Origin of the sequence: Microbacterium sp. PF5 (genome assembly GCF_004794315.1) — a bacterium.
Lineage (GTDB): Bacteria > Actinomycetota > Actinomycetes > Actinomycetales > Microbacteriaceae > Microbacterium > Microbacterium sufflavum.
Genome location: NZ_SSDQ01000129.1, coordinates 14,954 through 27,596 on the forward strand (window position 1 = coordinate 14,954; position 12,643 = coordinate 27,596).

The 12,643-nt window shown below is 71.0% G+C and carries 13 protein-coding genes and 1 tRNA gene; 9 read left to right on the top strand and 5 right to left on the bottom strand.

What is annotated here, in order from left to right:
• Positions 1–7 precede the first annotated feature (7 nt).
• Both DW297_RS11120 and DW297_RS11125 read left to right on the top strand, forming a co-directional pair.
• On the top strand, positions 8–493 hold the full coding sequence (locus tag DW297_RS11120; protein ID WP_136032327.1) for a MaoC family dehydratase: 486 nt from the start codon (positions 8–10) through the stop codon (positions 491–493).
• Positions 490–1,296, top strand: a complete 807-nt coding sequence (locus DW297_RS11125; protein WP_136032329.1) for an HpcH/HpaI aldolase/citrate lyase family protein — start codon at positions 490–492, stop codon at positions 1,294–1,296. Before DW297_RS11120 ends, DW297_RS11125 begins: the two co-directional genes overlap by 4 nt.
• A gap of 37 nt (positions 1,297–1,333) precedes the next feature.
• Here the strand turns inward: DW297_RS11125 and DW297_RS11130 are convergent, their stop codons facing one another.
• Together DW297_RS11130 and DW297_RS11135 are read right to left on the bottom strand one after the other, a co-directional pair.
• Positions 1,334–1,921, bottom strand: coding sequence for a histidine phosphatase family protein (locus DW297_RS11130; protein WP_136032331.1), 588 nt, complete (start codon positions 1,919–1,921; stop codon positions 1,334–1,336).
• A complete protein-coding gene (locus DW297_RS11135) occupies positions 1,918–2,757 on the bottom strand; it encodes a Sir2 family NAD-dependent protein deacetylase (RefSeq protein WP_136032333.1) in 840 nt (279 codons plus the stop codon). Before DW297_RS11135 ends, DW297_RS11130 begins: the two co-directional genes overlap by 4 nt.
• 65 nt (positions 2,758–2,822) lie before the next feature.
• Between DW297_RS11135 and DW297_RS11140 the strand changes: the two genes are divergently transcribed.
• On the top strand, positions 2,823–3,623 hold the full coding sequence (locus DW297_RS11140; protein WP_136032335.1) for a TrmH family RNA methyltransferase: 801 nt from the start codon (positions 2,823–2,825) through the stop codon (positions 3,621–3,623).
• 4 nt (positions 3,624–3,627) lie between these two features.
• Here the strand turns inward: DW297_RS11140 and DW297_RS11145 are convergent, their stop codons facing one another.
• Positions 3,628–4,455, bottom strand: coding sequence for an SGNH/GDSL hydrolase family protein (locus tag DW297_RS11145; RefSeq protein ID WP_136032337.1), 828 nt, complete (start codon positions 4,453–4,455; stop codon positions 3,628–3,630).
• A gap of 146 nt (positions 4,456–4,601) precedes the next feature.
• Between DW297_RS11145 and DW297_RS11150 the strand changes: the two genes are divergently transcribed.
• Both DW297_RS11150 and DW297_RS11155 read left to right on the top strand, forming a co-directional pair.
• Positions 4,602–6,344, top strand: coding sequence for a DEAD/DEAH box helicase (locus DW297_RS11150; protein ID WP_136032340.1), 1,743 nt, complete (start codon positions 4,602–4,604; stop codon positions 6,342–6,344).
• Positions 6,345–6,478: 134 nt separating this feature from the next.
• On the top strand, positions 6,479–7,576 hold the full coding sequence (locus DW297_RS11155; RefSeq protein ID WP_136032342.1) for a VIT1/CCC1 transporter family protein: 1,098 nt from the start codon (positions 6,479–6,481) through the stop codon (positions 7,574–7,576).
• 58 nt (positions 7,577–7,634) lie between these two features.
• Here the strand turns inward: DW297_RS11155 and DW297_RS11160 are convergent.
• Positions 7,635–7,717 (bottom strand) — tRNA-Leu (locus DW297_RS11160).
• Positions 7,718–7,830: 113 nt separating this feature from the next.
• Between DW297_RS11160 and DW297_RS11165 the strand changes: the two genes are divergently transcribed.
• Both DW297_RS11165 and DW297_RS11170 read left to right on the top strand, forming a co-directional pair.
• Positions 7,831–9,126: a M20/M25/M40 family metallo-hydrolase gene (locus tag DW297_RS11165; RefSeq protein WP_136032344.1), complete on the top strand. Its 1,296-nt coding sequence runs from the start codon at positions 7,831–7,833 to the stop codon at positions 9,124–9,126.
• A gap of 47 nt (positions 9,127–9,173) precedes the next feature.
• On the top strand, positions 9,174–9,998 hold the full coding sequence (locus DW297_RS11170; protein WP_136032346.1) for an undecaprenyl-diphosphate phosphatase: 825 nt from the start codon (positions 9,174–9,176) through the stop codon (positions 9,996–9,998).
• Positions 9,999–10,014: 16 nt separating this feature from the next.
• Here the strand turns inward: DW297_RS11170 and DW297_RS11175 are convergent, their stop codons facing one another.
• Positions 10,015–10,863: a PAC2 family protein gene (locus DW297_RS11175; RefSeq protein WP_136032441.1), complete on the bottom strand. Its 849-nt coding sequence runs from the start codon at positions 10,861–10,863 to the stop codon at positions 10,015–10,017.
• An 89-nt stretch (positions 10,864–10,952) separates the two neighbouring features.
• Between DW297_RS11175 and DW297_RS11180 the strand changes: the two genes are divergently transcribed.
• Both DW297_RS11180 and DW297_RS11185 read left to right on the top strand, forming a co-directional pair.
• On the top strand, positions 10,953–11,633 hold the full coding sequence (locus DW297_RS11180; RefSeq protein ID WP_206251255.1) for an HAD family hydrolase: 681 nt from the start codon (positions 10,953–10,955) through the stop codon (positions 11,631–11,633).
• Positions 11,630–12,643: a tRNA (adenine-N1)-methyltransferase gene (locus tag DW297_RS11185; RefSeq protein ID WP_136032350.1), complete on the top strand. Its 1,014-nt coding sequence runs from the start codon at positions 11,630–11,632 to the stop codon at positions 12,641–12,643. The genes DW297_RS11180 and DW297_RS11185 overlap by 4 nt, the downstream gene beginning before the upstream one ends.

The window sequence follows — 12,643 nt, forward strand, 5'->3', positions numbered from 1 at the left end:
TGGAGGGATGAGCATGCGCGACATCGAGCAGCGCGGACTGTACTTCGAGGAGTTCGACACGGGCGTGCGGTACCTGCATCGACCAGGGCGCACGGCGACCGAGGCCGACAACGTGCTCTTCACGACGCTCACCATGAACACGCAGGCGCTGCACCTCGACGCCGCCTTCGCCGACGCCAGCGAGCCGTTCCACGCGCGACTGATCAACTCGATGTGGACCCTGTCCACGATGGTCGGGACCTCGGTGGCGCAGCTCACGCAGGGCACGCTCGTGGCGCAGCTCGGCATGGGCGACATCGCGTTCCCGCACCCGCTGTTCGCGGGCGACACCCTCACCACGGAGACCGTCGTGGAGGAGAAGCGCCTGTCATCCTCCCGCTCGGGGACGGGGGTCGTGCGACTCGCGCACACGGGGCGGAACCAGGACGGCACCGTGGTCGCCACGGCCACGCGCACGGTCCTGGTCCGCTGCCGCCCGGAGGCGTCCGCATGAGCTTCGACCTCGGCCCCGCGCTGCTGTTCTGCCCGGCGGATCGCCCGGAGCGCTTCGCGAAGGCGCTCGACCGCGCCGACGCGGTCATCCTCGACCTGGAGGACGCGGTGCTTCCGGCGGCGAAGGCCGAGGCCAGAGCGAACGTGCGATCGGCCGCGCTCGACCCGGCGCGCGTGATCGTGCGGGTGAACGCGCCGAGCTCCGCCGAGTTCGACGCCGACCTCGCGGCCCTGGCGGAGACGGGCTTCCGGACGGTCATGGTCGCGAAGAGCGAGAGTGCGTCCGATCTCGACCGTCTCGGCGACGCGTACGACCTGATCGCGCTGTGCGAGACGGCGCGCGGTGTCCACGCGGCGCCCGACATCGCGGCGCATCCGCGGGTGGTCGCCCTGATGTGGGGAGCGGAGGATCTGGTCGCCTCACTGGGCGGCACCTCGTCGCGGACCCCGGCCGGCCGTTACCGCGACGTCGCCCGCTACGCCCGCGCCCGCGTGCTGCTCGAGGCGGGGTCGTACGGCAAAGCTGCCATCGATGCCGTGCACGTCGACATCGGCGACCTGGAAGGGCTGCAGCAGGAGGCCGCCGACGCTGCGGCATCCGGCTTCCGCGCCACGGCGTGCATCCACCCGAGCCAGGTGTCCATCGTGCGAGAGGCCTACCGCCCCGACGCCGAGACCGTCGCGTGGGCGAGGGCCGTGCTGGAGGCAGCCGCCACGGAGCGCGGGGTCTTCCGGTTCGACGGCCGCATGGTGGACGAGCCCGTGCTCCGGCACGCGCGCTTCGTGGTCTCCCGCGCCCGCTGAGGCCGCGTCATCCACCGCGCGACAGAGCGCCGGGGCGTCAGAGCACGGGCGACTCGTCGAGCAGTCGCAGGTACCCCGGTGCCGCGACGAAGCGGTGCGCCGAGCCGTTGCCCAGCACGGTGCCCTCGCGGGGGAGCGTGCCGCCGGAGACGTGATCGATCACGGCGCGGATCACTCCGCCGTGCGTGACCACGAGCACCGACTCCGCCTGCGGGGCCGAACGCCGTCGCGCCTCCCTGGCGATGCGGTGCAGGGCCGCGATCGCCCTCACCCCGACGTCGGGCAGCGACTCGGCGCCGGGAACTTCCGCGTGCCAGTCGCCGTACGTCGAGATGTAGTCGGGGACCAGGAGTCCCTCGCCCTCGCCGAACTCCCGCTCGCGCAGGTCGGGGACGACACCGGCGATGTCGAGCCCGAGACGCTGCGCGATGATCTCCGCGGTCTCCCTGGCGCGGGAGAGCGGGCTCGTGTACACGGCGTGGTGCGCGGTCCCGGCGAGCTTCTCCGCGGCCCAGCGTGCGTCCTCGCGCCCGGTGTCGTTGAGGGGGATGTCGGTGGAGCCCTGGATGCGCCTCGCGAGGTTCCAGTCGGTCTGTCCGTGGCGGATGAGGGTGAGGTGGGTCACTGCAGCAGCTCCTGGAGGGCGGGAAGGACGTCGCTGGTGCCTGCGGCGAGCGTGGCGTCCGCCCAGGCGTCGGCGCGTGTCGGTTCGCGGTTGACGATGATGAGCGGGATCCCCCGGCGTCGGGCGCGGTCGACGAGCCGCACGCCGGAGTTGACGACCAGGGACGAGCCAGCGACGATCAGGGCCGTGCTGGAGCGCAGCAGGGATTCGGCCGCGCGGAATCGGTCCTGGGGCACGTACTCGCCGAAGAACACCACGTCGGGCTTGAGCATCCCGCCGCACACCGTGCACGCGGGGATCACGAAGCCGTCCGTGCTCTCGGGCAGCACATCGCCGTCCGGTGCGAGGGCCACGTTCTCGGGCACGGTGATCCAGGGGTTGAGCTCCTCGATCTGCACGGCGATGTCGCGTCGGTCGAACACCTGTCCGCAGTGCAGGCACAGGACGCGGCGCATGGTGCCGTGGACCTCGATCACGTGCGAGCTGCCGGCCCGCAGGTGCAGGCCGTCGACGTTCTGGGTGATGACACCGGACACGGTCCCGGCGGTTTCCATCGCGGCGACGGCCAGGTGTCCCGGGTTGGGGGCGGCCTGTGCGAACGCGCGCCAGCCGAGGTGCCCGCCCACCCAGTACCGCCGTCGGGCGGCCTCGTCACCGAGGTACGTCTGGATCGTCATGGGGTCGCTGCGCGTGCGCGCGCCTTCGCCGCGATAGGCGGGGATGCCCGAGTCGGTCGAGATCCCGGCTCCGGTGAGGAAGGCGATGCGCCGGCCGCGGAGCAGGTCGGCGACCCTGCCGAGGGTGGCCGATGACTCGGCGGTGTTCGACGCGCTCACAGGACCTCCCCGTGCGAGTCTACGGCGCGGCGACGGGGCCGGTCTCGCGCTGGCAGAGTGGAGGGATGCACCTGACGTCCGTGACCGACCTCGACGACCCGCGGCTCGACGACTACCGCGGGTTGACGGACACGGCGCTGCGGGCCGTCACCGAGCCGGCCGAGGGGCTCTACATCGCGGAGACGACGACGGTGATCGAGCGCGCGGTGGCGGCCGGTCACCGCCCGCGCTCCGTGCTCGTCGCCGAACGTCGGGTCGAGGAGATGGCGCGTGTGCTCGGAGAGCTGCCGGTCCCGGTGCTGGTCGTTTCCGACGAACTGGCCGAACGCGTCACGGGCTACGCCGTGCACCGCGGAGCCCTCGCGTCGATGCAGCGCCCCGCCCTCGCCCCGGTCGCCGACGTGATCCGCGGGGCCCGGCTCGTTCTGGTGCTGGAGGGGCTCGGTGACCACGCGAACGTGGGCGCCGCGTTCCGTGCGGCCGCCGGGCTGGGGGCCGACGCGGTGCTGGTCTCGGCGCGCTGTGCCGATCCGCTGTACCGCCGGAGCGTGCGGGTGAGCATGGGAACGGTGTTCCAGGTGCCGTGGACCCGCGTGGCCGACCTGGGTGAGGGGATGCGCGACCTCACCGCGCAGGGGTTCGACATCGCCGCTCTCGCCCTCGACGACGGCGCGATACCGCTGGATGTCTACGCTGCGGAGTGCCCGGAGCGGGTCGCCCTGCTGATGGGCTCGGAGGGGGACGGTCTGTCGCGGGAGGCGCTGGCAGCGGCAGACACCGTGGTGACGATCCCCATGTCGGGCGGCGTCGACTCGCTCAACGTCGCCTCCGCCGCTGCCGTCGCGCTGTGGGCGCTGCAGAACTGACCGATCAGTCGCGGCCGGGGAGGATCACCGGTCCGGGCTCCGGTCGCTTGGCGGCGATGTTGTCGCCCGAGGACTGATGCCGCAGCCGCCGCAGCACCCACGGCACGAGGTGCTCCCGCGCCCAGCCCAGGTCTTCGGCTCTGGCCGCACGCCACGTACGGAGGGGGAGCGGCTCGGGCTGCATGGCCTCCAGATCGTTCGGGACGTTGAGGGCGCGCAGCACCATGCGGGCCACCTCGTGATGCCCGAGCGCGTTGTAGTGCAGACGGTCGTCGTCGAAGAATCGCGCGTCCTGCACGACCTTGAGCGCCCACTGGTCGGCGACGATGCAGTCGTGCCGCTCCGCGATCGCGCGCACGTTCTCGTTGTAGATCGCGACCTTGCCGCGGAAGGGTCGGAACACCGGGGTGAACCCGGTGTCGATGCCGGTGAACAGGATGACGGCGGCGCCCGTGGACGACAGGCGCGACACGGCGTCCTCGAGCTGGGCGGCGATCGCGTCCGGGTCGGTGCCGGGGCGGATGACGTCGTTGCCACCCGCGCAGATCGAGATCAGGTCGGGTCGCAGCGCCACGGCCGGCTCCACCTGGTCGGCGACGATCTGGGCGATGAGCTTGCCGCGCACGGCGAGGTTGGCGTACGCGAAGTCGTCGACCTGCTGTGCGAGGACCTCGGCGACGCGGTCGGCCCAGCCGCGGTGGGCGCCGGGGTTCACGGGGTCGGGGTCGCCGATGCCCTCGGTGAAGGAGTCGCCGATGGCGACGAACCGTCGCCACGGATGCGGAGTCTCGTTCGGGACGTAGGGGCTCCTGGTCGATTCCTGGTCGCTCATCCGGCTCTCCTTCGCGGGGGCTTGCGGGCGGCGGTCGGCCGCTGCGCAGTGACCGAGCCTACCCGTCGGAGGTTCCGCGGGGGCGGACGCGCGCGGCGATCGCGGCGGATGCCGTGGTGTCCCCGGCAGCGATTATCGTGGAGTCGATGCTCTCTCCCTCCTTTCCTCAGCGCGCCCCGTGGGGAACGGCGAGCAAGCTGCGCGCGTGGCAGCAGGAGGCCCTCGACGCCTACTTCCAGGCCGACCAGCGCGACTTCCTCGTCGCCGCGACCCCGGGCGCCGGCAAGACCACGTTCGCGCTGACACTCGCGGTGGAGCTCATGCGGATGGGCGAGGTCGACCGGGTGATCGTGGTGGCCCCGACGGAGCACCTGAAGACGCAGTGGGCCGATGCGGCGGCTCGGGTGCACATCCGGCTCGACCCGCGGTTCCGCAACAGCCACTGGGCCCCCGCCCGGCACTATCACGGCGTCGTCGTCACGTACGCGCAGGTCGCCGCGAAGTCGTCGATCCATCGCCACCTCACGGAAGACGCGAAGACCCTGGTCATCCTCGACGAGGTGCACCACGGCGGCGACGCGCTGAGCTGGGGCGATGCGATCCGCGACGCGTACGGCCCTGCCAAGCGGCGGCTGCTGCTCTCGGGTACCCCGTTCCGCAGCGACACCGCGCCGATCCCGTTCGTGGAGTACCTGCCCGACGAGACCGGTGCCCGCGTGTCCAGCACCGACTACGCGTACGGCTATGGGCGTGCTCTCGCCGACGGTGTCGTCCGTCCTGTCCTGTTCCACATGTACGCGGGCAAGATGCGCTGGCGCACGAGCGCGGGCGACGAGCTGGAGACCCATCTCGGTCAGGACAACACGAAAGACGTCACGTCGCAGGCATGGCGCACGGCCCTCGACCCCGAGGGCGACTGGATGCCGGCCGTGCTCTCCGCCGCAGACCGTCGCCTCACCGAGATCCGCCATCACGTGCCGGACGCGGGCGGGCTGGTGCTGGCGACCGATCAGACCGTGGCAAGGGCGTACGCGAAGATCCTCCACAGCATCACGCGCGAGCAGCCCACGATCGTGCTGTCCGACGATGCCACGGCGTCGGAGCGCATCGAGAAGTTCTCCGCCGGCACTCAGCGCTGGATGGTCGCCGTGCGCATGGTGTCCGAGGGGGTGGACGTGCCGCGGCTCGCGGTGGGCGTGTACGCCACCTCGTCGTCGACCCCGCTGTTCTTCGCGCAGGCGATCGGCCGGTTCGTGCGGGCCCGACGCCGGGGCGAGGCGGCCAGCGTGTTCCTGCCCCACGTGCCCGTGCTGATGAAGCTCGCGAACGAGATGGAGAAGCAGCGCGATCACGCGCTCGACCGCGGCTCGAAAGACGAGGACGGTCTCGACGACTCGCTCCTGGAGAGTGCGAACCGCGAGGAGGAGACCTCCGACGCACTCACCCAGGAGTTCAGCTACCAGGCCATCTCGTCCGTCGCGCACTTCGATCGCGTCGTGTTCGAGGGCAAGGAGTTCGGTCAGCTCGCGGAGCCGAACACGCCGGAGGAGGAGGAGTTCATCGGCTTCCCCGGTCTGCTCGAGCCCGAGCATGTCCACGAGCTCCTGATGCAGCGCCAGGCGCGACAGTCCCGGCACCGGGAGGTGCGCGAGGCCGCGGAGCCGGCGACGGCCACCACGACGCTTCCCGCGCCGCTCCACCGCACCCTCCGCGAGCAGAGGCAGCTGCTGAACAGCCTGGTCGGGTTGTACGCGCGCCAGTCGGGACAACCGCACGGCGCCGTGCACGCCGAGCTCCGGCGCATCTGCGGGGGGCCGGCGGTCGCGCAGGCCACGGTCACTCAGCTGCAGTCGCGCATCGAGGTCCTCCGCAAGCGCGTCCGCTCCTGACCGGGATCACCACCGCGTCTGCTTCGGATCCCCGAAATGCTGGCAATCGGTGCCAGGACGCGGTTGCGCGCTCCGCTCGCGGATAGCGTGGAACGGTTGCCCGCGCATCGGGCACGCTGATTCCTGGAGGACCCATGACTGCCCCTGCCGCCGCGGATTCGACGGCCTCTGACCGCCGCCGATGGGCCCGCTACCTCGTGGAGGAGCGCGCTGAGGGAGCCGTGTACAGCCGCCTCGCCGCCCGTCGGACGGGGGAGGAGCGCGCGATCCTGCTGGGACTGGCCGAGGCCGAACGCCGGCACGAGAAGCACTGGCTCGATCTGCTCGGCGGTGAACCGCGGCGGCTTCCGAGGGCGGGCCTGCGCTCGCGTCTTCTCGGCTGGATGGCGGGACGGTTCGGGTCGATCTTCGTCCTCGCGCTGGCGCAGAGTGCCGAGGCTCGGTCGCCGTACGATGCCGAGCGCTGGGCGACCCCTGCGATGCGCGCTGACGAGAAGGTCCACCACGAGGTCGTGCGCGGCCTGGCGGCGCGAGGACGGCGACGGCTCTCCGGCTCCTTCCGTGCGGCGGTGTTCGGCGCCAACGACGGTCTCGTGAGCAATCTCGCCCTCGTGCTCGGCATCGGGGCGACCGGGGTGAGCTCAGGCTTCGTCCTGTTCAGCGGGATCGCCGGCCTGCTGGCCGGGGCGCTGTCGATGGGTGCGGGCGAGTTCGTGTCGGTGCGGTCGCAGCGCGAGCTGCTCGCGGCGACGGAGGCCAATGAGGACGCCGCGGCCGCCGCCGCCGACCTCGACATCGACGAGAACGAACTGGCCCTCGTGTACCGCGCCCGCGGGATGGATCAGACGGAGTCGCTCGCCCGGGCTCGTCGGATCGTGTCGGCCGCCCAGGAGGGCGTGCGTCGGGCGGCCACGGGTCCGGTCGCGGTCCAGGGGGCCGACGACCACGAGATCGTCGGCAGCGACTGGACGGCGGCCATCTCGAGCTTCCTGCTGTTCGCGTCCGGAGCGATCGTGCCCGTCCTCCCGTGGATCTTCGGGCTCGAGGGGCCCACGGCGATCATCGTCGCCCTCGTCCTGGTCGGCATCGCGCTGCTGAGCACGGGAGCCATGGTCGGGGTGCTGTCGGGCGGGCCGCCCCTGCGCCGCGCCCTGCGTCAGCTCGCGATCGGCTTCGGAGCCGCGGCGATCACCTATGCGCTGGGCCTGCTGTTCGGCGTGGGTGCCGTCTGACGGCGGGGCGGTACGACGAAGGCCCCGGATCCGTGGGGATCCGGGGCCTTCGTGTCTGTGCGCGGAGGGGGACTTGAACCCCCACGCCCTATCGGGCACTAGCACCTCAAGCTAGCGCGTCTACCATTCCGCCACCCGCGCAGGTGTGGGATGTGTCGTTGCCGACCGAAGAATGACATTAGCACGTTCTGAAGGGGCGATCGAACTGGGCGCGACGCCCGGGCGTGGCACGCTGTTTCGATAGCCTGGGACGCATGACCGATCCCTCGCTGCCCGAGGTCGCGCGCGTCGCGAGCGACCTCATCCGCTTCGACACATCCAACTACGGAGGCGGAAACGCGAAGGGGGAGCGGGAGGCCGCGGAGTACGTCGGCGCCTATCTGGAGGCGCTCGGGCTGCCGGTCGAGTACTACGAGCCGGTGCCGCGACGCACGAACGTCATGGCGAGGGTGCGGGGACGCGATGCGAGCAAGCCCGCCCTCGTGGTCCACGGTCACCTCGACGTCGTACCGGCGGTCGCCGAGGACTGGAGCGTCGATCCGTTCGCCGGGATCGTGCGCGACGGCATGCTGTGGGGCCGAGGCGCGGTCGACATGAAGAACATGGACGCGATGATCCTCACGTCGGTCGCCGACATCCTCCGCGCGGGGGAGCAGCCGGAGCGCGATCTCGTACTCGCGTTCTTCGCCGACGAGGAGAACGGTGGTGTCGAGGGGTCGGCGCTCGTGGTCAAGGATCGCCCGGAGTGGTTCGCCGGGGCGACCGACGCGATCAGCGAGGTGGGCGGATACTCCATCTCGGTCGACGATCGCCGGGCCTATCTCCTGCAGGTGGGCGAGAAGGCGCTGATCTGGATCCGGCTGGTCGCCACCGGTCGCGCGGGCCACGGCAGTCGTCTGCATGAGGAGAATGCGGTGACCAGGCTCGCCGAGGCCGTCGCCGCGATCGGCCGCACGCGCTGGCCCATCCGACTGACGCCCACCACGACGGCGCTCCTGGAGGGCCTCAGCGCGCTCAGCGGGCGCAGCGTCGACGACCCGGACGCGCTGGCGGCGGCCGCGGGCCCGGCGGAGGCGTTCCTGCGCTCCACGTTCCGCACCACCACCAATCCGACCGTGCTCACCGCGGGATACAAGCACAACGTGATCCCCGAGCGTGCGGAGGCGCTGATCGACGTGCGCGTGATCCCCGGCACCGAGGACGACGTGCTCGCCGAGCTCCAGCAGATCGTGGGCGACGACATCCGCATCGAGACGGTGGTGCGCGACATCGGCATGGAGACGGCGTTCTCCGGCGAGCTGGTCGACGCGATGGTCGCGGCTCTCGGACGCCACGATCCGGGCGTTCCCGTCATCCCGTACCTGCTCGGCGCCGGGACCGACAACAAAGCGCTGGCGGCTCTCGGCATCACCGGGTACGGCTTCGCACCGCTGCGACTGCCCGCCGACCTGGATTTCACGGGCATGTTCCATGGAGTCGACGAGCGGGTGCCCGTAGACTCTCTTGTCTTCGGTCAGCGGGTGCTGACCGATCTGCTGCGCACGTACTGAGTGACGCTCGCGCCCTCCGTGCCCTCCCGAGATCTGAAGGCCCTGCCATGCATCTGTTCGAAGCGCTCATCCTGGGGATCGTCCAGGGACTGACCGAGTTCCTCCCGATCTCATCGAGTGCGCATCTGCGCATCCTCGGGACCTTCCTGCCGTCGGGGGAGGATCCGGGTGCGGCGTTCACCGCCATCACGCAGATCGGCACCGAGGCCGCCGTCGTCGTGTTCTTCTGGCGCGACATCGTCCGCATCGTGTCCCAGTGGTTCCGCTCGCTCACCGGCGCGGTGCCGCGCAACGACCCGGATGCGCGCATGGGGTGGCTGATCATCATCGGCAGCGTTCCGATCGTCGTGCTCGGTCTGCTGTTCCAGGACCAGATCGAGACGGTGTTCCGTTCGCTGTGGCTCGTGGCGATCATGCTCATCCTGTTCGGCATCCTGCTCGGAATCGCCGACTACGTGGGCGCCAAGCGGCGCAAGCTCGGAGATCTGACGTATCCGCACGGCATCGCGTTCGGTTTCGCGCAGGCTCTCGCGCTGATCCCCGGCGTCTCGCGGTCGGGCGGCACGATCACGATGGGGCTGTTCCTGGGTTACGAGAGGGCGGCTGCTGCGCGCTATGCCTTCCTGCTCGCGATCCCCGCCGTCTTCGGCAGCGGCTTCTACCAGGTGTTCAAGAGCTGGGGCGAGCCGTCGTTCTTCTCCTTCGGCGACACGCTCGCGGCCACCGGTGTGGCCTTCGTGGTGGCGCTCGGAGTGATCGCGTTCTTCATGAGCTGGATCTCGAAGCGCAGCTTCCTGCCGTTCGTGATCTACCGCATCCTGCTCGGCACCGTGCTGCTCGTGCTGCTGGGTATGGGCGTCATCCCCGCCTGAGCGCGGCGCGTCCCCGTCAGCGCTTGCGGTCGCCCGGACCGTCGTCGCGGCGGCGCAGGTAGCGTTCGAACGCCTGGGCGATCGCGTCGCCGGAGGCATCGGGTGAGTCCCAGGTGTCGCGCGTGCGCTCCAGCTGACGGATGTACTCGGCCATCTCCTCGTCCTCGGATGCCGCAGCGTCGATCGACGCCTCCCATGCGGCTGCCTCGGTGCGCAGGTGCCGGCGGTCGACGTCGACACCGGTGAGCTCCTCGAGTCGATCGAGGAGGGCGAGCGTCACCTTCGGCGAGGGGGCGGCAGAGGCGACGTAGTGGGGCACGCTGGCCCAGAGGCTGACCGAGGGGATCCCGGCGTTCTCCGCGAAGTGCTCGAACACCGTGAGGATGCCGACGGGACCTTCGTACACCGATCGCTCGAGGCCGTGCGCCTCACGCACCTGGTCGTTCTGGCTCGAGGCGAAGATCGAGATGGGTCGGGTGTGCGGCACGTCCGACAGCATCGCGCCGAGGGTCACGAAACCGGTGACGTCGTCGCGCAGCGCGACGTCGATGAACTCCGAGGCGAACGCCTGCCAGGTGCGGGCGGGCTCGGCGCCGGTGAGCAGCCAGAACTCCGGGCCGGGCCCGGGGTTCCGCGGACGCCAGAGCCCGGCCTCCGGCCAGGTGAGCTGACGTCGCCCCTCCGCATCCATGCGGGTGGCGGGACGCGTGTACTGGTAGTCGAAGTACAGCTCGGGGTCGACCGAATGCACGAGGTCGTAGTCGCCGGACGACTGCAGCGCCGCGATCGCGCCGCTGGCCGCTTCGCCCGCATCGTTCCAGCCGTCGAACGCGGCGATGACGATGCGGGGACCGAGGACATCCACCATGTGCTCCCATCGGGTTCGCGGTTCCGGTCACCCCAGGCTAGCCCGCGACGGCGGGATGTGGGCCGCGCCCAGCTAGCATGGGTTCAGTGAGCAGCAAGCCCCGCGCGGTCCTCTGGGACATGGATGGAACACTCGTCGACACCGAGCCCTACTGGATGGCGGCCGAGACCGCGCTGGTCGAGTCGTTCGGAGGGACCTGGACGCACGAAGACGCCCTGCGGCTCGTCGGCAGCGGGCTCCTCGACAGTGCGATCATCCTGCAGGACGCGGGCGTCGACATGGAGCCGGAGGCGATCGTCTCGCACCTCACCGACGCCGTGCAGCAGGCGTTGCGCACGCAGGGGGTGCCGTTCCGCCCCGGGGCTCGCGAGCTGCTGCGCGACCTGCGCGCCGCCGACATCCGCACGGGCCTGGTCACGATGTCGCTGCGCCGGATGGCCCTGGACGTGGTGGACCTGATCGACTTCGAGGCCTTCGACGTCGTCGTCGCCGGCGACGACGTGGATAATCCCAAGCCCCACCCTGAGCCGTATCTGCAGGCCGCTGCGCTGCTGGATGTCGACATCGCGGAGGTCGTGGTGATCGAGGACTCCCCGACGGGGCTGCGAGCGGGTCTCGCGTCGGGGGCGCTCACGCTGGGGGTGCCGCACATCGTGCCGCTCGACGGCCTCGGCGCCCACCAACTCTGGCCCACACTGCACCTCCGCGGTGCCGCGGACATCGCCGAGCTGTTCGGCGCGCACACGACCACGGAGGCGACCCGATGACGGCGACCCAGCGACCGAGCGGTCCGTTCCGCGAGGGCGACCGCGTTCAGCTCACCGGCCCGAAGGGGCGCCTGCACACGGTCACGCTGCGCGAGGACGGCGAGCTGCATACGCACCACGGCGTGCTGCGGCACCGCGACCTGATCGGGCTTCCCGACGGCTCCGTCGTGGCGAACAGCTCCGGGCACGAGTATCTGGCCCTGCGCCCCCTGCTGCGCGACTTCGCGATGTCGATGCCGCGCGGTGCGGCGATCGTCTACCCGAAGGATGCAGCGCAGATCGTGATGCAGGCGGACGTCTTCCCCGGGGCGACGGTGGTCGAGGCGGGCGTCGGCTCCGGCGCGCTGTCCCTGTCGCTGTTGCGCGCGATCGGACCCGCCGGGACCCTGATCTCGTTCGAGCGGCGCGAGGAGTTCGCCGACGTGGCCCGCAGCAATGTGGAGACGTTCTTTGGCGAGACCCCGGACACCTGGCGAGTGGTGGTGGGCGATCTCGTCGAGGCCCTGCCCGCCGAGGTCGAGGCCGGTTCCGTCGACCGGGTCGTCCTCGACATGCTCGCCCCGTGGGAGTGCATCGACGCGGTGGCCGACGCGCTCACACCGGGCGGCGTGGTGCTCTGCTACATCGCGACCGCGACCCAGCTCTCGAGGGTTGCGGAGTACATCCGCGGAACCGGTCTGTTCACCGATCCCGATGCGTCGGAGACCATGGTGCGCGGTTGGCACGTCGAGGGGCTCGCAGTGCGACCGGATCACCGGATGGTGGCGCACACCGGCTTCCTCCTCACGGCCCGCCGGCTCGCGCCCGGCGCGGTCGCGCCGTCGGTCAAGCGGCGCGCGTCGAAGAGCAGCTACAGCGACGCCGACGTCGAGCTGTGGACGCCGGGGGCCGTCGGCGACCGCGAGATCACGGACAAGAACCTCCGCAAGCGGGCTCGCGAGGCGGGAAAGGCCGCCGAAGGCGCGCGCCAAGCCGCCGCGTCGCGCGAATCCGGGCAGTCGACGGAATAG

Coding starts and splice junctions, on each gene's coding strand:
- DW297_RS11140 (WP_136032335.1), top strand. CDS start 2,823: ATGCACCTGACGTCCGTGACCGACCTCGACGACCCGCGGCTCGACGAC.
- DW297_RS11185 (WP_136032350.1), top strand. CDS start 11,630: ATGACGGCGACCCAGCGACCGAGCGGTCCGTTCCGCGAGGGCGACCGC.
- DW297_RS11155 (WP_136032342.1), top strand. CDS start 6,479: ATGACTGCCCCTGCCGCCGCGGATTCGACGGCCTCTGACCGCCGCCGA.
- DW297_RS11165 (WP_136032344.1), top strand. CDS start 7,831: ATGACCGATCCCTCGCTGCCCGAGGTCGCGCGCGTCGCGAGCGACCTC.
- DW297_RS11145 (WP_136032337.1), bottom strand. CDS start 4,455: ATGAGCGACCAGGAATCGACCAGGAGCCCCTACGTCCCGAACGAGACT.
- DW297_RS11150 (WP_136032340.1), top strand. CDS start 4,602: ATGCTCTCTCCCTCCTTTCCTCAGCGCGCCCCGTGGGGAACGGCGAGC.
- DW297_RS11125 (WP_136032329.1), top strand. CDS start 490: ATGAGCTTCGACCTCGGCCCCGCGCTGCTGTTCTGCCCGGCGGATCGC.
- DW297_RS11120 (WP_136032327.1), top strand. CDS start 8: ATGAGCATGCGCGACATCGAGCAGCGCGGACTGTACTTCGAGGAGTTC.
- DW297_RS11170 (WP_136032346.1), top strand. CDS start 9,174: ATGCATCTGTTCGAAGCGCTCATCCTGGGGATCGTCCAGGGACTGACC.